The 18,175-nt window shown below is 70.1% G+C and carries 16 protein-coding genes; 11 read left to right on the forward strand and 5 right to left on the reverse strand.

The features are described from left to right. The first annotated feature begins 41 nt into the window (after positions 1-41). Both QHF83_RS41085 and QHF83_RS41090 read left to right on the forward strand, forming a co-directional pair. Positions 42-896 (forward strand): hypothetical protein, encoded by an 855-nt coding sequence (locus tag QHF83_RS41085; protein WP_282423556.1) that lies wholly within the window; start codon positions 42-44, stop codon positions 894-896. After that, positions 896-1,330, forward strand: coding sequence for a thioesterase family protein (locus tag QHF83_RS41090; protein ID WP_282423557.1), 435 nt, complete (start codon positions 896-898; stop codon positions 1,328-1,330). The genes QHF83_RS41085 and QHF83_RS41090 overlap by 1 nt, the downstream gene beginning before the upstream one ends. On the opposite strand, the gene QHF83_RS41095 is transcribed toward QHF83_RS41090, so the two are convergent. Together QHF83_RS41095 and QHF83_RS41100 are read right to left on the reverse strand one after the other, a co-directional pair. Continuing rightward, positions 1,327-2,655, reverse strand: a complete 1,329-nt coding sequence (locus tag QHF83_RS41095) for a hypothetical protein (RefSeq protein ID WP_282423558.1) — start codon at positions 2,653-2,655, stop codon at positions 1,327-1,329. The two genes, QHF83_RS41090 and QHF83_RS41095, sit on opposite strands and share 4 nt — an antisense overlap. Further along, positions 2,652-3,407, reverse strand: coding sequence for an HAD family hydrolase (locus QHF83_RS41100; protein WP_282423559.1), 756 nt, complete (start codon positions 3,405-3,407; stop codon positions 2,652-2,654). Before QHF83_RS41100 ends, QHF83_RS41095 begins: the two co-directional genes overlap by 4 nt. 219 nt (positions 3,408-3,626) lie before the next feature. Here QHF83_RS41100 and QHF83_RS41105 point away from each other — a divergent pair, with 219 nt between their 5' ends. Together QHF83_RS41105 and QHF83_RS41110 are read left to right on the forward strand one after the other, a co-directional pair. Further along, positions 3,627-4,022, forward strand: coding sequence for a hypothetical protein (locus tag QHF83_RS41105; protein ID WP_282423560.1), 396 nt, complete (start codon positions 3,627-3,629; stop codon positions 4,020-4,022). A gap of 34 nt (positions 4,023-4,056) precedes the next feature. Beyond that, positions 4,057-4,449: a hypothetical protein gene (locus QHF83_RS41110; protein ID WP_282423561.1), complete on the forward strand. Its 393-nt coding sequence runs from the start codon at positions 4,057-4,059 to the stop codon at positions 4,447-4,449. Here QHF83_RS41110 and QHF83_RS41115 read toward each other — a convergent pair whose 3' ends face one another. Next, positions 4,450-7,401, reverse strand: a complete 2,952-nt coding sequence (locus QHF83_RS41115; protein ID WP_282423562.1) for a carboxypeptidase regulatory-like domain-containing protein — start codon at positions 7,399-7,401, stop codon at positions 4,450-4,452. A gap of 84 nt (positions 7,402-7,485) precedes the next feature. On the opposite strand from QHF83_RS41115, the gene QHF83_RS41120 reads away from it, so the two are divergent. Continuing rightward, on the forward strand, positions 7,486-8,412 hold the full coding sequence (locus tag QHF83_RS41120; protein ID WP_282423563.1) for a hypothetical protein: 927 nt from the start codon (positions 7,486-7,488) through the stop codon (positions 8,410-8,412). Positions 8,413-8,724: 312 nt separating this feature from the next. Here the strand turns inward: QHF83_RS41120 and QHF83_RS41125 are convergent, their stop codons facing one another. Further along, on the reverse strand, positions 8,725-9,984 hold the full coding sequence (locus QHF83_RS41125) for a LeuA family protein (protein WP_282423564.1): 1,260 nt from the start codon (positions 9,982-9,984) through the stop codon (positions 8,725-8,727). 165 nt (positions 9,985-10,149) lie between these two features. Here QHF83_RS41125 and QHF83_RS41130 point away from each other — a divergent pair, with 165 nt between their 5' ends. From QHF83_RS41130 to QHF83_RS41155, 6 genes are all read left to right on the forward strand, one after another. Continuing rightward, entirely contained in the window at positions 10,150-12,378 is a 2,229-nt protein-coding gene (locus QHF83_RS41130; RefSeq protein WP_282423565.1) for a cytochrome c-type biogenesis CcmF C-terminal domain-containing protein, read from the forward strand. 6 nt (positions 12,379-12,384) lie between these two features. Further along, positions 12,385-12,933 carry a cytochrome c-type biogenesis protein CcmH gene (locus QHF83_RS41135; RefSeq protein ID WP_282423566.1) on the forward strand — a complete coding sequence of 183 codons (549 nt, stop codon included), beginning with the start codon at positions 12,385-12,387 and terminating at the stop codon, positions 12,931-12,933. Further along, complete coding sequence (locus QHF83_RS41140; protein WP_282423567.1) at positions 12,930-13,781, forward strand: zinc-ribbon domain-containing protein; 852 nt, start codon at positions 12,930-12,932, stop codon at positions 13,779-13,781. The genes QHF83_RS41135 and QHF83_RS41140 overlap by 4 nt, the downstream gene beginning before the upstream one ends. Continuing rightward, positions 13,778-15,379 carry a hypothetical protein gene (locus tag QHF83_RS41145; RefSeq protein ID WP_282423568.1) on the forward strand — a complete coding sequence of 534 codons (1,602 nt, stop codon included), beginning with the start codon at positions 13,778-13,780 and terminating at the stop codon, positions 15,377-15,379. Before QHF83_RS41140 ends, QHF83_RS41145 begins: the two co-directional genes overlap by 4 nt. Continuing rightward, positions 15,366-16,298: an SUMF1/EgtB/PvdO family nonheme iron enzyme gene (locus QHF83_RS41150; protein WP_282423569.1), complete on the forward strand. Its 933-nt coding sequence runs from the start codon at positions 15,366-15,368 to the stop codon at positions 16,296-16,298. Before QHF83_RS41145 ends, QHF83_RS41150 begins: the two co-directional genes overlap by 14 nt. A gap of 67 nt (positions 16,299-16,365) precedes the next feature. Then, positions 16,366-17,613 carry a CinA family nicotinamide mononucleotide deamidase-related protein gene (locus QHF83_RS41155; protein WP_282423570.1) on the forward strand — a complete coding sequence of 416 codons (1,248 nt, stop codon included), beginning with the start codon at positions 16,366-16,368 and terminating at the stop codon, positions 17,611-17,613. A 6-nt stretch (positions 17,614-17,619) separates the two neighbouring features. Here QHF83_RS41155 and QHF83_RS41160 read toward each other — a convergent pair whose 3' ends face one another. Next, on the reverse strand, positions 17,620-17,937 hold the full coding sequence (locus QHF83_RS41160) for a hypothetical protein (protein WP_282423571.1): 318 nt from the start codon (positions 17,935-17,937) through the stop codon (positions 17,620-17,622). Between the last annotated feature and the right edge of the window lie 238 nt (positions 17,938-18,175).

Genomic DNA, 18,175 nt, shown 5'->3' on the forward strand with positions numbered 1-18,175 from the left:
CCCTGCCCCACCACCCTCATCCCGTCCCCGGAGAATCCCCCATGTCCGAACACACCCTCGCAAGCATCGCCAGCGCGCTCGGGGCGCCCGATCCCGCGCTGCTCGATGCATTGCTCGACGGCACGACCGAGGCCCAGCTCGTCGCCAAGGGGAAACACGTCGCCTCGTCGCGCGTCCTCACCGATGTGCGGCGGCTTTATGCGCTCGCGTATTCGTTCTGGGAATCGGCCACGGTTACGCAGAAGGAGGCGCTCCGGGGGTTTTCGCCGGCATTGCTCTCGGTCGCCGTGCATCAGGCGATCGCGCTCGATGCCATGCTCGTCGAGCACGAGGAGCGGGGAGATTCGCGGGAGGCTTCACGCGCGACGCGCGACGCGGCGCTCAGGGAGGCCTTCGAGAAGGCGCTGACGCTGCGGGATCAGGCGCACTCCATTCTGCTCAAGGTCGCAGGCAATCACGCCGCGGCCGAGGAAGAGGTGAATCAGGCCGTGGGGACCGCGGAGGATCCGGCGGCGCTCGCGCGAGGGCTCGGCGCGCTCGTCGCCCTCGCGAAGAAGTATCTCGACGAGCTGTCCGGGCCGGTGAAGACGCGCGCTCAGCTCATGCGGCTCGATTTCGAGTACGTCGCGAAGCTCGAGAATGCCGCCAATACGCTCGCGATCACGGCCCGGGCCGCCTCGGCGCGGCCCGCGGGGGAGAAGATCACCCAGGGGTCGCTCGATCGCGCGGACGGGGTGAATCTCCTCTTGCTCACGCACATCATCAGCGCCTTCGAGAATGCCCACGAGCAGGACCCGACCATTCCGCGCCTCGTGCCGATCTCGACCCGCCGGATGTTCGAGCGGAAAGTGAAGAAAAAGAGCTCCAACGAGGGCTCGGCCGGCGCAATTTCGTGATGGCCACCGGAAAAGAGCCGCTCCCCGAGCACCTGACGAGCCGCATGACCCTGACCGTCCGCTTCTGCGAGACGGACCTCATGGGCATCGTGCATCACGCGAACTACCTGACCTACTTCGAAGCCGGCCGCGTCGACTGGCTCCACCGGCGCGGCATCTCCTACGAAAAGTGGGTCGAAATGGGCATCCACCTCCCCGTCGTCGAGGCGAAGCTCCGCTACCGGAAAGCCGCGCGCTTCGACGAGACGCTCGTCGTGGAGACGACGTGCGCCGAGGTGACGCGTGTGACCGTGCGCTTCGCCTATCGCATCCTGCGCGGCGCGGACGTGCTCTGCGAAGGCGAGACGCTGCTCGCATGCGTGGGCAACGAGCTCACGCCGAAGCGTTTGCCGGCGGAGATCGCTGCCGTGTTTCGGAGCCCTGAGACGGTTTAGTTCGCGCTTCCGCCGGCATCCGGCGCGCCCGCGTCGGGGACCTCGCCGAAGGTGAAGCGCGCCGGGAGGTCGAGCGTGCTCGCCGGGCCGATGCGGTCGCCGAGGAACGTGCGCCACTGGATCACGTATTTGCCGCGCAACGTGCCGATCACGTAGCGCTGGTCGTTCGGCGGGACCGCGACGACGGGCACGCCGTCGACGAGCACGTAGGCGAGCATGTCGGACGCGTTCACCGCGACGAACCCTTCGCCCGGCGCGAGCGGATCCGTGGGCGGCGGGAGCGAAAGCGCCGATGATCGGAACGCCGTGACCTCCTCGCGCGTGAGGAACACGCCGCCAGGCGACGCCGGAAGGCCGCTCGGCTGGTACGCCGAGCCGGGCGGAGGCACGAGCGTATCGTTCGTCGGGATGTCGGTGCGACGCGTGATCGTGGTGATCTCGAAGTCGATGCCGCCGCCGTCCTGCCACGTGTACGCGGCCGCGAGCGGGACCTCGCCGCCCTGACAAACCGGCGTGCGCGGATCGACGCCGACGACCTCCACGAGCGCGCGGCAGAGCAGCGCCCCGCCCTCGCCGATCTCCGCGGACTTGCCGAGCTCGAGCCGCACCGAGCCGAGGCTCGAGGTGATCTCCACTTTGCGCGTCGGGAGCTGCAGCCGTTTGCCTTCGCCGACCGAACGCACGACGCCGGGCGAGAGCGGCGTGACGTCGACGCGCCGCTCGCCGAGCACGGTGCGGAGCGCGCCGGGCGGGACGACGCGGTAGTCGGTCGCGTCGGGCCAGAGGACGATGTGACCGTACCGATCGGTACGCGCGCGGATCTCCGAGCGCTGCGGCAGCGGCATCGCGCGCGAGGCGAACTCGATGCGCATCCGGCCCGTGTCCGTGAGGTCGATCTTCCACTTCGGCGCGGTGAGCGCCGCGGCGGCCTTGATGCCGTCCTGCGAGATCTCGGGGCCGCGGGGCGCGGGCGGGACGTTGCGCGGGCGGAAGACGGCTTCGAGCGTGGCGCCTGCGAGGTCCTTCGTGGCCGGCGCCTCCGCGGGGATCGCCTCGTCGCCGCGAAGAACCCCCGGCGGCGGCGCGCCCGCGTCCGGGATGATCAGGCGGCCCGAGGGATCGGCCATGAGACCGATCGGCCCGCCTTCGGGGAGGCCGGCGTCGTGCGGCGCCTCTTCCGCCTCGGTGGCGAGGGGCGCGGGCAGGATGCTCGCGTTGGGGCTGGCGGCGTCGGTCGTCGACGTCGTGGAAGAGGGCGTGCCGGGCGGCGCCTCGCATGCGGCGAGGGCCGGGAGGAGCAGGGCGAGCGCGACAGGGGGTTTCATGGTTCGAGCTCGAAGGAGTGGATCACGTGGGCGCGTGGATCGAGCGGCGGCGGATCGGGGGCGTACTGGGTGTCCACGAAGACCGTCGTGCACGCGGGGTGAATCTCCACGAACAGGTTACAGTTCGCCGGCTCGTTGTCGAAGACGGCGACGACCTCGCCGAGCCGCGAGAGCGCCGGCGCGACCTCGCGCTTGAAGACGCTGTCGGGCGTCTCGAAGGCGGGCTTCGTGACGAGCTCGGTGCCGACGACGCCGATCGGAAAGCCGAGATCACGGAGGCTCGCGAAGGATCCGAGCGCCATGTTCGGCAGATCGCGGCCCGTCAGGTACACGATGGTCGCGCCGCCGTCGTAACAAGCGCGCACGTAGTCCCGGGCGCCGGCGATCTCGGTGTCGTGGCGGATGTGCGGATCGTAGAAGAAGCGCTCGCGCCAGAACCGGAAGCCTTCTTCGTGGAGCGTCGGCTCGCTCACGCCGAGGCGTCGCAGCGTGTCGACGAGACCGTAGACCACGTCGTGGATGCCGGCGGCGGCGAGGGCGGCGGCCTCGGTCGGGTGCCGCGTCCGCCAGACCTCGGCGAGCTCGTGCAGGATGGCGACGACCCGCGGCCGGTTGTCCATGATCGTGCCATCGAGGTCGAAGACGACGACGCCTGCCCCCCGGGAGCGATCGCGTAACCGCTCCAGGACCTCGCGGAGCAGCCGCTTACGTTCTACCTCGCCTAGCCTTCGATGCGTGAAATGTGCTCCCACCGGACGCTAGCCTTGGCGCAGGTCGAGGCCCCTTGTCCAGCCGAAGGTGACGGCCCGTGAGGGTGGGCTACGTAGGGGACACACCTTCACGTCGGCACATTGTCGCCTGATCTCCTACATTTGTTGGCCCCAGGATCCAGGCTCCCTTAACGTTTTGCCCAGCCGGCGGACGTGGCACGCGAGTGGAGATCGCGGCCTCGGTTCGTCGGTTGGAGGCCCATGCGTTTTTCCAAGAAGACGGCCCTCGCGCTGACGGCCGTCGCCCTGTTCGCGTCGGGTTGCGGCAAGACGCCGAAGGACCGGCTCCAGGGGCGATGGCTCGGAGAATCGATCGAAAACGTGCCGGAGCCGCACCTCGCCAAGGCCATGGGCTGGGTGAAAGGCACGGCGTTCGAGTTCACCGGGAGCAAGGTGACGGTCACGATCCCAGCCGAATCGCCGCGCACCGGCTCGTTCCGGGTGACCGAGGCGAACGGCGACCGCGTGCTCCTGAGCTTCCTGCGCGACGAAGGCGGCCGCGACGAGGCGGAGTTGCAGTTCGTCGGCGAGGGTCAGCTCCGGTGGAAGATCGGGGACGGTCGGGAGATCGTGCTCGTGAAGTCCGTGCAGAACTGAAGCGGGCCTCTCGGCCGTTCGGGATCCCAGCGAAATGTGGATCCTCGTCGTGTGGGCATTGACGCTCGGGGCAGCGCTCGCTGGAAGCGCTTACACGACGCTCGAGCGTCGCTCGATCCGCGATACCGCCGGAGCGTTGTGGATCACGGCCGTGGGTCCGGTCCTCGGGGCCGGGCTCATGGGCAAGTACCTGGTCCTGTCGATCGTTCGTGACCCCGAGAGGTACAAGCCCTCGGCGGACTACGACATCTTCATCGTCATGGCCGCGCTGCTCGGCGTTCTCCTGGGTCCCATGGGCTTCGTGGAAGGCCTGCGGCATGCACATCCGCTCCACGTGCCGGCGCACGTGAACGTGACGCGAGGGCTCTTCTTCGCGGCCTGGACCATCTCCGCCTGCCAGACGGCGTTCATCGCGTTTTACGCGTAGCTACCGCCGCACCCGCTCCCGCCGCACCCGGAGCCTCCGCGCCTTCTCCCCTGCCCCATCCGGCGCCAGCGTCAGCACCACATCCTCCGCGAGCGGCCCCGAAATGCGCCTCCGCGCATCCTCGATCGTCCGCACCTCGTGATCGTTCACCTTGAGTAGCCGATCCCCCGGCTCCACACCCGCGACCTCCGCCTCCCCGTTCGGCGGCACCATCACCACCACGATCACCTTCGCGCCCCGCTCCGTCCGCTCGCCGAGCGTCAGCGCGATGCTGCCCGCGCCCTTCGCCTCGCCCTTCGCGCTCCCCTCGCCCGGCAGCGTGATGTCCACGCGTGACGTGCTCCTCCCCGCGCGCACCTTCACCGTCGTCGACGCGCGCCCGAGGTCCGACGAATACGCCTCGATCGTCGCATCGCCCTCGGGCACGCCGACGAGCTTGAAGTGCCCCTCGCGATCCGTCGTCGCAACGCCCCGCGGTAGCGGCCCGAGCGGCAAGTACGTGGGCACGAGCCCCGCCGCCACGCGCGCGCCCGCGACGGGTTCGTCGTTCGGATCGATCACCGTGCCCTCGACCTCGCCGGCCTCGGCGAGATCCACCGCGCCGACATCCACCTCGCGGCTCGGCGCCGCGGCGACCGTGGCGATCTTCTCGTTCTGCGCCCAGTCCGGATGCGACGCGACGATCCGCACGCGGCCCGGCGCGAGATCCTTCACCTCGAACGCGCCCTCGGCATCGCTGCGCGCGCGCCGCACGCCCGCGTCCGTGTAGACCACGACCTCGGCGCCTTCGATGCGCTCGCGCCCATCCCTGCCCGTGACCTCGCCGCGTGCCGTGATGCCCTCGGCGAGCTCGTACGTCAGTTTCGCCGGCGCGATCTCCACCTCCTCGACGATCGGCGCCTTGCTCGGCCGCATGAGCACGAACCGCAGCGGCAAACCCGCGGCGTCGGGGATTTCCACGTTGCCGTCGTCGTCCGTGAAGAACGTCCGGCGCAGCGGGACGGCGGGGTCGAGCGACACGGCGCGCACCTCGACACGATCGAGCGCGTAGCCGCGATCGTCGGTCACGTGCACGACGACCGCGTCGCGCTGGCGCGGCAGGACGATCTCGACCTCCTTGCGCTCGCGATCCGGGATCTCGACGATGAGCCGCGCCGCGACGTCGCCCGGCGTCTCGGGGCGCGCGACGCTGATCAACACCTCGTCCGGGACGGCGGCAACCGCAAAACTGCCGCTGTCGTCGGTGTAGGTGACGCGCTCGAACGTACCGACCGCCGCCGCGATCTCGACACGCGCGCCGCCGACGGGTCGGTGATCCGCATCGACGACGCGGCCTTCGAGCGAGCCACCCTGACGCAGCACGACCTTCACGCGCGCCTCGCCGCCCGAGGTGATCGTGACCGTCTCGCTCTCGGCCTCGACGTAGTCGGGATGCCGCACGATCGCATGCACGCGGCCGGGCGGGATCGGCTCGGCGCGGAACTCACCGTCGGCGCGCGTGACCCACGGATCACCGCCGACGCCGAGCGAGGTGGAAGCAAAGGAGCCCGCGCGCGGCAAGTCGGGGATCGGGCCCGGCATCACGCCGAGCTCACCGATGGGCAAGAGCGGCAGCGGGCCGGGCAGCGCGAGATCGAAGTGATCGTCGCGGAACTCGGCCATCGCGCTCGTCTCGTCGATCGGCATCCCCTCGATGTCCACGCCGACGACCTCGATCGTCGCGCCGCCGACGGGAAAACCTCGATCGTCGACGACCTCGCCGACGAGCGCGCCGCCGCGCAAGAGCGAGACACGCACCTCGGTCGTGTCGTCCTCGACGGGCACGGCGCTGCGCGGCACGAAGCCCGGGGCGCGCGCGCTGACGGTCGCGTAGCCGAGCGCGATCGGGCCGAGCACGACCACACCTTTCGCGTCCGTACGACCGTGGATCGGGAACGGGCTCAGGCCCTCCTCGGCGAGCACGACGCTCGCTTCCTTCACGGGCGGCGCGTCCTCGGACTCGCCGTCGGTCACCTTCACCGTGATGCGTCGACCTGCGCCGAGCACGAGCTTCACGGGCTTCGTCACGGCGCGCTCGAGCTCGACTCCGAGCTCCGTCGCGCTCACCCGTTCGCCGAGCTCGGCCTTGAGATCGTACCCGCCGCGCCGCAGGCCCACGATCCGCGCGACGCCGTTCGCATCGGCGACCGTGCTGCGCGCCGGCCAGAGCCCCGCGCCCGCGCAGAGCACGCGCGCGTAGGGCGCCGGTTTGCCATCGGCCTCCACGACCGACACCTCGAGCGCGCCGAGCCGTTCGAGCTTGATCCGCACGGGAACCGGACCCGGCAAGACGCCCGTCCGCACGACGTCGTCGTACCCGCGCGCCGCCACGCGCACGGAAAATGGACCCTGCCCGAGCCGATCGATCCGCGCGCGCCCATCCGCGCCGGTCATGCTCACGAACGGCAGCGGATCCCCGCCCGTGACGGTGATCTTCGCGCTGGGGTACGGCTTCTCGGCCTCGTCGACGACGACGACGTCGATCGCCGCGGCCGGCTGGAGCACGAGCCTCACGACGCGCTCGCCGGGCCCGAGCACGACCCGCACCGACCCTCGCGCGCGCCCCTCCGCGTACGCGAGAAACCACGCTTCCCCGCGCGGCATGCTCTCCAGCGACGCGACGCCGTCCTGCCCTGCGCGCGCCTCGCCTGCGAAGTACGTGGTCCCGCCCTGGATCGAGAACAGCCGCACGAACGCGCCGGGCAGCGGCTTGTCGTGCTCGTCGACGATGGCCACGCGCACGTCGGCGTCGCGCGTGGAGAGCATCGCCGGCAGCGCGGGCGCCTGCATCACGAGGTCGAAGGGCGAGAGCCGCGTGTCGAAGAGCCCCCCCACGTAGACGAAGCACACGAGGGCGGCGAGGATCGCGACGAGGCGTGAGGGCCAGGAGGGGTGCGGGACGCGGGCGCTCACGTCCCCTGTTGCTAGCGCGGTCCCAGCGAGGCGACCAGCCAGGAGCATGTACGACACCCACCCGACGATCGGTAGAATCGACCCATGAGCACCTTACCCAACCCGAACACTTTGGTTCGACTCTTGATCCTCCAAGCCGCGCTCGGCCTCACCGCGCTCGCTTGCAGCGCGGAGAGCGGTCAGGGCGGATCGACCAGCAGTTCGGGCAGCTCGACGGGGGGTGGCTCGGCCGGCGGCATGGGTGGAATGGGCGGCGTCGGCGGCCAGGATCAAGGCGGCGCGGGGGGACAAGGCGGCATCGATTTCACGACCGGGAGCGGCGGCGGCGTCCCCTTGGTCGACGTCGACGTGGTCATCACGGCCGACAATGCGTACAGCTTCGGGTACGGGAACGTCGACGGAATCACGCATTTCACGCAGGGCACGCGCGCGCAGACGGCGGGCCAGATCTTCAATTGCGGCGAAGGACCCGAGGCCTACGTCGTGCCCGCGGCCGACGCGCCTCCGTCCGCGTACCTGTACATCGTGACCTGGGACGACCTCTCGGTGACGCAAGGCGTGCTCGGGCAGTTCCGCCGCGGCGACGGCGCGCCTTTGTATACCGGCGACGCCAAGTTCGAGGTCTGCGCGACCGGCATCAACATGCAGGCGAGCCAGACCGGCCCGACCCAGAACGAAATCAACGAGCAGATCGCCCTTTGCAACAGCGGCAATGGGGACGAGTCCACGACGAGCGCGGGCTGGGTGAACGTCGCGGGGGCCGTGACGCCCGGCGCGGTCGGCTCGCTCGCGGTGGGGGAAGCCAATGATCCGGCGCCGGGCGGCACCTTTCCTCCCACCTGCCCCACGACCGTCGCGCCCCCCGAGGCGGCGAGCATCGACCCGGAGGCGCGCTGGATGTGGTATCAGCCGGGCGGCATCGCCAATCCATTTCAATCGACCGGCTCGAACACGTTCCGCGCGTATCTGATCTTCCGCCTCGCGGCCGAGGACATCCCGGATCCCAAGTGAGCGGTCGCAGGGGTCGTGTTCGCCTCGCAACCGGTTCGAGCAGGTCGATCGACCCCCTCCACCCCGTCCGCAACCGGTTCGAGCAGGTCGATCGACCCCCTCCACCCCGTCTGCAACCGGTTCGAGCAGGTCGATCGACCCCCTCCACCCCGTCTGCAACCGGTTCGAGCAGGTCGATCGACCCCCTCCACCACGTCTGCAACCGGTTCGAGCAGGTCGATCGACCTCCTCCACCACGTCTGCAACCGGTTCGAGCAGGTCGATCGACCTTCCGAGGGTGGTTCGAACCGCTCCGGAGAGCCGTCCGACCCCCTACCGCCCGTTCACTTCCTCGACGACCGCCAGGATCTCCTCGTCCGAGAGGATGTGGCTCGACCCCTTGGCCTTCTTCAGGATCGCCTCCACGAGCTCCTTCGAAGGCTCGATCCTTCGATGCCGCAGCCAGAAATTCACGTTCGAGGCGCCCGACATGTACCCCACGCAGATCTCCTGCTTGCGCCCGAACATGCCGGCCGGCACGCCCGAGTAGATCCGATCCGCGAGCCACGCGTCGCCCTTGCCTTGCGCCTTGATGATCGCCGCGGCGTGCACGCCCGTCGCCGTGCGGAACGCGTCGCGGCCGACGAGCGGGTAGTTGATCGGGATCTGCCAGCCCACCGCCTCCGCCGCCGTGTTGCAGTAGTCCAGCATGTGCGTGAGGTCCTGGTGCTCCAGGAGGCCGAGGAGCTTCAGGTTCAGGAGGATCAGCTCCATCGCAGCGTTCCCCACGCGCTCGCCGATGCCGAGCGCCGTCCCGTGCACCCGATCCGCCCCGAACTCCAGCGCCCAGAGCGCGTTCTCCAGCGCGAGCCCGCGATCGTTGTGACCGTGCCAGTCGATGCGGACCTTTCCGTCCGCGCCATGGCCCGCGATGATCGCCTTCGTGAACGAGATCAGGTTGCGCACGCCGTCCGGCGTCGCGTGACCCACGGTGTCGCAGAGACAGAGCCGCGACGCGCCGTGATCGATCGCCATCTTGAACAAGGTCGCCAGCATGTCCGGCCGCGAGCGCGTCGTGTCTTCCGTCACGTACGCGACGGGCAGGCCCGCCTTCACCGCGACGTCGATCGCCTCGGCGCTGCGCTTGACGATCGTGTCGAGGTCCCAGTCCTCCGCGAGCTGGCGGATCGGGCTCGACCCGATGAAGCAGTAGACTTCCACGGGGATGCCCGCGCGCTGGGAGATCTCGATCATCGGGGTGATGTCGGAGACCACGGTGCGACCCGCGCACGCCACGCCGAGCGGCAGGCGGTTGTCCGTGATCTCGCGGCACATGCGCAGGACGTCGTCGAAGGCGCGCTTGGAGCTGCCGGGCAGGCCGATGTCCGCGACGTGGATGCCGATCTTGGACATCAGGTGAATCAGCCGGAGCTTGTGCTCGATGTTCGGATCCGCGACCGAGGGGTTCTGCAGACCGTCGCGAAGCGTCTCGTCGAAGAACGTGACGTCCCGGGGGATCAAGCGTCCTTTGCGCCCGATCTCGTTCCAGTCGTAGATGAGGTCGTCGGATCGGAAGTCGGGCGTGGCGCTCATGTGGAAGAGTATAATCGCGTTCGCTCCCATCGGACGAGGGGACGCGTATTTGCCGCCTCGCGTCGTCGTGACCGCGCCCGGCGAGCGGCGACGAGGCGTCCTCGGGAAATAGGGCGCGTAGACGTGGCCCCGGCTCCGTGGCCGGCCTAAGCTCTGCCCCCGGCCATGTCGATCTGGCAATCGCTCCCCGAGTTCGGAACCGGCGTTCTTTACGCGATCCTGATCGCCGCGGCGTACACGTTCGCCGTCGCGCTCGCCTCGAGCACGGGCAGGCCACGCCTGCTCCAGGCGGCTCGACTCGGCGCGTACGGCACCGTGGCGCTCGTCGGGCTCTCGGTCCTGGTCCTCGCGTTCGCCTTCGTGAGCCACGATTTCCGCATCAGCTACGTCGCTCGGTACAGCGACCGCTCGATGACCACGCCGTACCTCGTCGCGGCGCTCTGGGGCGGCCAGGATGGCTCGCTCCTCTGGTGGCTCTTCCTCACGTCCGGCTTCTCCGCGGGCTGTGTGGCGTGGCTCAAGCGCAGATACCTCGAGCTCCAGCCCTTCGTGATCGCGACGCTGATGACCATCATCGGCTTCTTCGCGATCCTCATGATCTTCGCGGCGAACCCCTTCCAGACGAGCGCGGGCGGCGCGCCGATGGATGGCAGCGGGCTGAACTACCAGCTCCGCAACTTCTACATGATCATCCACCCGCCGAGCCTGTACATCGGGTTCACGAGCTCGGCGATCCCGTTCGCCTTCGCGATCGCGGCGCTCGCCACGGGAAGGCTCGACAACGAGTGGATCGTGGCCACGCGCAAGTGGATGCTCTTCGCCTGGCTCTTCCTGTCGATCGGCAACGCGCTCGGCATGCTCTGGGCCTACGAGGAGCTCGGCTGGGGCGGCTACTGGGCCTGGGATCCCGTGGAGAACGCGGCGTTCCTGCCGTGGCTCACGGCGAGCGCCTACGTGCACTCGACGATGATCCAGGAGCGGCGCGGCATGCTGAAGGTCTGGAACGTCTTCCTCATCTGCGCGACGTTCTTCCTCACGATCTTCGGCACGTTCCTCACGCGCTCCGGCCTCATCTCGTCGGTCCACTCCTTCGCCCAGTCCGGCATCGGCATCTTCTTCGTCTGGTACATGGGCGTGATCGCCGCGGTGAGCATCTCGCTCATCGCCTACCGCCTGCCGCGGCTGCGCAGCGACGGCGTCTTCGAGTCGGTGCTCTCGCGCGAGACCGCGTTCGTTCTGAACAACTGGGGCCTCTTGAGCCTCACGGTCTTCATCGCGGTCGCGACGACGTGGCCGCGCATCAGCGAGTGGCTGCTGCAGCAGGAGTCGACGCTCGGGCCGACGTTCTACAACACCTGGATCCCGCCGCTCGCGCTCGTGATCTTCTTCCTCATGGGCGCGGCACCGCTCCTCGGCTGGCGCAAGACGAGCCCGGAGCTCTTCCTGAAGAGCTTCCGCTGGCCCGTCGCGGTGATGCTCGTCGTCGGCGCGCTCCACCTGCTCGTCGGCAAGCGCGTGAACTACCCGGCGTTCTACGACGCCGCGCCGATCTACGAGGGCACGCTCGGCCGCGCGCTCGCCTGGATCTCGGGCAAGCTGCCGTTCGTCACGGTGATGCTCGTCGCGTTCAACATCACCGTGGTCGTGCAGGAGTTCTACCGCGGGGTCGCGGCGCGGCAGCGCAGCAAGAGCGACGAGGGCCTGTTCACCTCGCTCTTCAACCTCGTGGCGAAGTCGCGCCGCCGCTACGGCGGCTACGTCGTGCACGTGGGCATCGCGCTCATGTTCCTCGGCTTCACCGGCCGCGCGTGGGGCGTCGACAAGGAGCTCAGCATGTCGCCGGGCGAGACGGCCCAGGTCGACTACTACTCCATGACGTACGTCGGCCCGCGCATGGAGGTCGACAACGAGAAGCGCATGATCTTCACGGACCTCGACGTGGTCCGTCAGGGCAAGGCCATCGGCCGCGTCACGCCGGCGAAGTTCATCTACAAGACGGGCGCCGATCAGCCCTCGACCGAGGTCGCCAAGCACATGACCATCCGCGACGATCTCTACGTGATCGTAGGAATGGTCAACCCGACGACGAAGGTCGCCTCGTTCCAGTTCCACGTGAACCCGCTCGTGAACTTCATCTGGATCGGCGTGGGCATCCTGATCCTCGGGGCGATCGTGTCGATGTGGCCCGAGGTCGCGCTGGAGGAGGCGGGCGCGTTCGGCTACATCCGCGCCGCGGCCTCGGTCGCGACCTCGGTCATCTTCGCCCTGCTCCTCGCGGGCGGCCCCTCCCTCGCGTACGGCGGACCGGCCGCGCCGCGCGCCCCGCCCGCGCCGGCGATCGAAGCGCCCTCCCCTGCGCCAGCTCCCGGCGCTGCTCTCGCTCCCGCCAAGTAACTCCGAATGACCACCCGACGAACACCGCTCCACCTCGCGCTGCTCACCGCGGCCGGCCTCGCGGCCGCGTGGCTGACGTTCGATCCGCACCTCGCGCACGGCCAGCACACGGGCGGCACGGGGACCGTGTCGATCCAGAACGAGACCGAGCGCCAGCTCTTCTGGAGCCTCATCTGCACCTGCGGCTGCCCGCGCGAGACACTCGGCACCTGCCCGTGCGACATCGCGCATCAGCGCCGCTCGGCGCTCCGCGAGCTGCTCGCCGAGGGCAAGACGGTCGAGCAAGCGCAGGACGTCTACGTGTCGCAGTACGGGCCGAAGTCGCTCGCCGTGCCGCGCAACCAGGGCGCGAGCCGCGCGCTCTGGGTCGTGCCCATCACGGCGATCGTGGCCGGCGCCGGGCTCGTGTTCGTCATGTTGCGTCGCTGGCAGCGCCGCGGCCTCGCCGCCGCGGCGGCCGCGCCCGCGGGGAAGAAGACCCAGGCCAAGAACGAGGCGCGTGACGCCTACGACGACAGGCTCGATCAGGAGCTGAAGGACCTCGACGACGAATGAGCTCCGAGAAGAGCACGGACAAGCGCGCCGTGGACAAACGCGCTGCGGACAAGCGCGACGAGGAGCTCGAGCGCAAGATCGCGGATTCCGTGAAGTACGGCGTTCCGATCGTGACGGCCTTTCTCGCGCTCCTCGGCGGCCTCTTCGTCGACGTGTCCACGGCCATCCTGGTCCTCGCGGCCGGCGTCCTCGTGACGGTGATCGCGAGTTTCTGGGCGAGTCTGCGCACGCTGCTCGGCGAGACGCCGCTCTCCGGCGCTGACGCCTACGCGATCGGCGCCCCGCCCCGCGCCGAGGAGGAGCAGAAGCGCGCCGTCATCCGCGCGCTGAAGGATCTCGAGTTCGAACGCAGCGTCGGCAAGATCAGCGAGGAGGACTATCGCGCCCTCGTCGCGAAGTACCGCGCCGAAGCGAAGCGCCTGCTCCAGGCCCTCGACCAGAGCGCGGCGCCCGGCCGCGAGCGGGCCGAGGCGCTCGTGCAGCGACGCCTGAAGCAGCTCGGCCTGGTCGACGCCGAGGAAGAGACGAACGAGGCGGACGAGGACGGCGCGACGGACGAGGCTGCGGAGGCTGTGGAGGCCCCGGCGCCGAAGGACGCGCCGGAGCCTGTGGCGGCGAAGGAAGAGGCCGACGAGGCCCCGCGCAAGCCCAAGAAAAAGAAGAAGGCGAAGAAGCCCGCACAGGCGAGCGACGAGGCCGCCGCGCAGCGCGCGTGTGACGCGTGCGGCACGGAGAACGACGAGGACGCTTTGTTCTGCAAGAAATGCGGCGCGCGCATGGCCGCGCCCGAGCCCGCGGAAGAGCCCCGCGAGGCGAAGAAGGCCGACGAGGAGGCGGAGGCGTCGTGAGCACGATCCGACGAACCCGTCTCGGGATCCTCGGCGCGGCCCTGACCATCGCCGCCGCGATCTCGCTGCCGCACGTGGCGACCGCCGCGGGCGAGGACAAACCCGCGGAGCCGAAGAAGGCCGAGGCGGCCCCGAAGAAGCCGGACGCGAAGGCCGAGAAGGAAAAGCCCAGCGCAGACAAACCCGACGCAGGGCCCGGCGACGCGGGCGCGGGGGATGCCGGCAAGACGGCCGGTCCCCTGCCCGAGGGACATCCCGACGTCGGCGAGCTTCCGCCGGGGCATCCGAGCGTCGAGGACGGCGCGGGGATGGATCCGCACGGGCCCGGCGAATCGCCGCACGGGGCGAACCCGCATGGCGGCGACATGCGCCGCAACAACAGCGGGTTTTTCGAGGCGCCGCCCGACACCGCGGTCGAGGATCAAACGCTGCCGCCGGGCACGATGGTCTTCACGATCCGCGACGCCGACGATCGCCCGATCCCGAACGCGACCGCGATCATTGGCATCCTCAAGAGCAGCGTGGCGCAGGGCGACAAGCGCGAGCGCCGCGAGGTCACGACCGACGCGCAAGGCACGGCGCGGCTCGAGGGCTTGGCCGTCGGCGCGGGCACGAGTTACCGCGTGACCACGCAGCGTGGCCTCGGTACGTACGCGACGGAGCCGTTCGCGCTCTCGGACAAGGCCGGCAAGCGCGTCGTGTTGCATTCCTACGAAGCGACCAACGACGTGAACAACGCGCTCGTCGGCGCGCAGTCGTTCGTGTTCGTGTCGCTGCGTGAAGGCGTGCTGCAGGTCGAGCAGCTCTTCAACGTGTTCAACATCGGCAAGGTCGCGTGGGTGCCGGGCAAGGGCGACGCGCAGGTCGGTTTGCCCGAGGGGTATCAAGCGTTCCGCATCCCCGACGGCATGACCGACGTGCGGTTCGTCGACGAGCCGAACAAAGGACCGTGGCTCTCGGGCACGATCGCGCCCGGCCGGCACGAGGCCTCGTTCAGCTACCAGGTGAAGCTCGAAGGCAAGGACCGACAAACCTTCCACGTCGCGCTCCCGCCGCGCGTGGGCGAGGTGCGGATCTTCTCCGAGGCGAACAAGACCATGGGCCTCCAGGTCGCCGGTTTCCCCGAGGCGCAACGCCAGACCGGGCGCGACGGCCGCAAGGTGATGGTGACGATGCGCCAGGCGATGCAAGGCGAGCGCGGCATCGGCGGGCTCGACATCACCATCACGGGCCTGCCCGTGCCCGGAAACACGCGCTGGTTCGCGCTGTTCTTCGCGCTCTCGGCAGCCGCGCTCGCGGCGGCCTACACGATCCGCCAGCGCACGGAGGGCTCGGTGCCCGAAGAGGCGAAGGACGATCTCATCGAAGCCCGCGAGGCGCTGCTCGGCGAGTTCGTCGCGCTGGAGAAGGCGCACAAGAAGGGCGACATCGGTCCGAAGACGTACGGTCGGCTCAAGGCCGCGCTGCTCGACGCGCTCGCGCGGATCGAAGCGCGCCTCGACGAGGTGAAGGCCGCGCGCGCCGAGCAGCGCAGGCGTGACCGCGGCGAGACGCGACGACCCCGAGGGGAGGCCCGCGGCGAGGGTGGCTCGGCCTGAAGCGAGCAGGGCGAGGCCGGTCGTCCGGACGATCGGCCTCGTCGCCCTTTCGATCGGGCTCGCCGTCGCCGTGGTGCTCGTGGCGCGGGAGCGCGCGGCCCCGCCGGCACGGTGCGCGGCCGGCATGATCGCGCTCGGGGCGCGCTGTTGCGGGGAAGGGCAAACCCTCGCGGGTGATCGTTGCGCGGGCAAACCCACGCGATGCGCGGCGGGGCTCGTCGTGACGGAGGCCGGGTGCGTGGCCACGCCGCGCGCCGTGGGCATCACGGCGGGCCTCTTGCGGATCGGTCCGAGTGACTGGGAAGCGCAAGGTCAGGTCACGCCGCGCGTCGTGCCGATGGAGGCCTTCGCGCTCGACGCCTACGAGGTCACGGAGGCTCGGTATTCCGCCTGCGTGGCCGCGTCCGCCTGTGCGCCGGTGCCGCTCACGGACGAGCCCGGTCGCGCGCTCTCCGGCGTGGGTTTGTCCGAGGCGCGCGCGTTCTGCGCGTGGGCGGGCGGCGCGCTCCCCACGCCGGAAGAGCTCGCCTTCGCGGCCGCGGGTCCGAAGGGTCGACGTTACGCTTGGGGAGACACGGGCGCGGTTTGTCGGCGGGCGGCGTGGGGGCTCGTGCGTGGTCCTTGCGGCGAGGGCGCGACGGGGCCGGAGATCGCCGGCTCGCATCCGGACGGCGCTTCGCCCGAGGGCGCGCACGATCTCGCCGGCAACGTGGCCGAGTGGGCGGCGCCGAGAACGGGCGAGGTCGAGGGCGCGGCGCTCGCCGAGGTGCGGGGCGGGTCGTTCGGAAACGGCGCGGCGAGCGCGCTTCGGAGCTGGAATCGGCTGGAGATCGCGGCAAGCACGCGCTCGACCGAGGTGGGCTTCCGGTGTGTGTATCCGTTCGCGGCGGCGGCCGAGGGCTCTGCCCTTCCGCGCTGAATCGTGGCTTTTTCGCCATCGAGCCCCTCGTCAAGGGCGCGTGATGGGATAGAGTGCATGCCCCCAAATGACCGCCGCGATTCTCTCGATCGGTACCGAGCTCACCCGAGGCGAAATCGTCAACACGAACGCGGCGTGGCTCTCCGCGGAGCTGACGGCCGCGGGCTTCACCGTGGATGTGATCGACGCGATCCCCGACGACGTGGACCAGATCGTCACGGCGCTGCGCACGCTCGCGCAGTCGCATCGGCTGGTCGTCGTGACGGGCGGGCTCGGGCCGACCACGGACGACCTCACGGCAGCAGCGGCGGCGAAGGCCGCAAGCGTGTCGCTCGCGCGCGACGAGAGCGCGCTGCTCGCGATCCGGCGGCGCGTGGAGTCGCGCGGCAAGACGATGAACGCGGGCCACGAGAAACAAGCGGACCTGCCCGCGGGCGCGGACGTGCTGTCGAACAGCGTGGGCTCGGCGCCGGGTTTTTCGATCCTGCTCGGGGACACGCCGCTCTTCTTCCTGCCGGGTGTGCCGCGCGAGATGAAGCGCATGTTCACGGATCAGGTGTTGCCGCGGATCCGGCCGTCGGCGCCGAACAACACGTCCCAGGTGCGGCTCCGGACGTACGGGCTCGGCGAGAGCCTCGTCGGGCAAGCGCTCGCGGGGATCGAGGGGACGCACGCGGGCGTGACGCTCGGCTATCGGGTGCATTTCCCCGAGGTCGACGTGAAGGTGCACGCGCGAGGCGCGAATCGAGAGGTGGCGCGGGATCTCGCGATCCGGGCGTCGACCGAGGTGAAGGCGCGGCTCGGCGACGTGGTGTACGGCGAGGGCGACGAGGCGTTCGCCGAGATGGTGGGCCGCGCGGTGCGCAGCCGCGGCTATCGGTTGGCGCTCGCGGAGTCGTGCACGGGCGGGCTCATCGCGCACATGCTGACGCGATACCCGGCGAGCGATTACCTCGTGGGCGGCGCGGTGGTGTACGCGAACAGCGCGAAGACGCGGCTGCTCGGGGTCTCGGAGGACACGCTGCGCTGGCACGGCGCGGTGTCGGCCGAGGTGGCGGCGGAGATGGCCGAGGGCGTGCGCCGCACATGCGAGACGGACGTGGGTCTGTCGGTGACGGGTATCGCGGGCCCAACGGGCGGCACGCCGGAGAAGCCCGTGGGGCTCGTGTACTGGGCCGTCGCGCATCCGGGCGGCACGGTCGTGCGGAGCAAGGTTTTTCAGGGCGAACGCGAGGAGGTGCAGATCGCCGCAGCGTATGCCGTGCTCGATCTGCTCCGCCGGATTGCGCTCGGTTTGCCCGAGCGGGCGCAGTAGCGGCGCTCAGCGCGCGTCCGGGCGTTTGCCCTTTCGTGGGCAGGGCGGCTCTTCCGGTTCGGGCGGAGGCTCGTCCACGTCGCTCGGCGAGATACATGAGTGCGCCCCGACGAACGCCGGCAGGGGCTCGATCTGCACGGGCATGAGCCCCTTCGCGCGCGCCTTTTGATCCTCGTCGTCGCCGAGGACCATCACGAACGCGAGGAGGAGCAGCGTGCCCCTGCCGAGCCACGAGAGCGTCGTCATCTGCCCGGAGACCCATCGCTCCCTGCCGAGCCGCCGACCGACGAGCCACCCGCGTAAAGCGTGAACGTGGAACCTCATGGCTTGGGAGGACACCTTCCCGCCGCCGGAGGTTCCGCAGTGCCGCACCACACACGACGCTTGACGCGCGGCTGGAAATGGAATGTTGCACCGCGCCATGCGCCCTCGTTCCCGTTCGTTCGCCCTCGCCACCGCGACCGTCTTCCTCGCCGCGTGCGCGTCCGCGCCGCCGCCCGCGCCGCCCCCGGCCCCGCCGCCGCCCGCGCCCGAGGCCAAGCCCGCCACGCCGCCCCCCGCG

Origin of the sequence: Polyangium sp. 15x6 (assembly GCF_029960785.1) — a bacterium.
Taxonomy (GTDB): Bacteria; Myxococcota_A; Polyangia; order Polyangiales; family Polyangiaceae; genus Polyangium.

Bases quoted from the DNA above. Each gene is read 5' to 3' on its own strand.
- QHF83_RS41130 (WP_282423565.1), top strand. From the start codon at position 10,150: ATGTCGATCTGGCAATCGCTCCCCGAGTTCGGAACCGGCGTTCTTTAC.
- QHF83_RS41125 (WP_282423564.1), bottom strand. From the start codon at position 9,984: ATGAGCGCCACGCCCGACTTCCGATCCGACGACCTCATCTACGACTGG.
- QHF83_RS41085 (WP_282423556.1), top strand. From the start codon at position 42: ATGTCCGAACACACCCTCGCAAGCATCGCCAGCGCGCTCGGGGCGCCC.
- QHF83_RS41135 (WP_282423566.1), top strand. From the start codon at position 12,385: ATGACCACCCGACGAACACCGCTCCACCTCGCGCTGCTCACCGCGGCC.
- QHF83_RS41105 (WP_282423560.1), top strand. From the start codon at position 3,627: ATGCGTTTTTCCAAGAAGACGGCCCTCGCGCTGACGGCCGTCGCCCTG.
- QHF83_RS41160 (WP_282423571.1), bottom strand. From the start codon at position 17,937: ATGAGGTTCCACGTTCACGCTTTACGCGGGTGGCTCGTCGGTCGGCGG.
- QHF83_RS41090 (WP_282423557.1), top strand. From the start codon at position 896: ATGGCCACCGGAAAAGAGCCGCTCCCCGAGCACCTGACGAGCCGCATG.
- QHF83_RS41140 (WP_282423567.1), top strand. From the start codon at position 12,930: ATGAGCTCCGAGAAGAGCACGGACAAGCGCGCCGTGGACAAACGCGCT.
- QHF83_RS41095 (WP_282423558.1), bottom strand. From the start codon at position 2,655: ATGAAACCCCCTGTCGCGCTCGCCCTGCTCCTCCCGGCCCTCGCCGCA.
- QHF83_RS41110 (WP_282423561.1), top strand. From the start codon at position 4,057: ATGTGGATCCTCGTCGTGTGGGCATTGACGCTCGGGGCAGCGCTCGCT.
- QHF83_RS41120 (WP_282423563.1), top strand. From the start codon at position 7,486: ATGAGCACCTTACCCAACCCGAACACTTTGGTTCGACTCTTGATCCTC.
- QHF83_RS41155 (WP_282423570.1), top strand. From the start codon at position 16,366: ATGACCGCCGCGATTCTCTCGATCGGTACCGAGCTCACCCGAGGCGAA.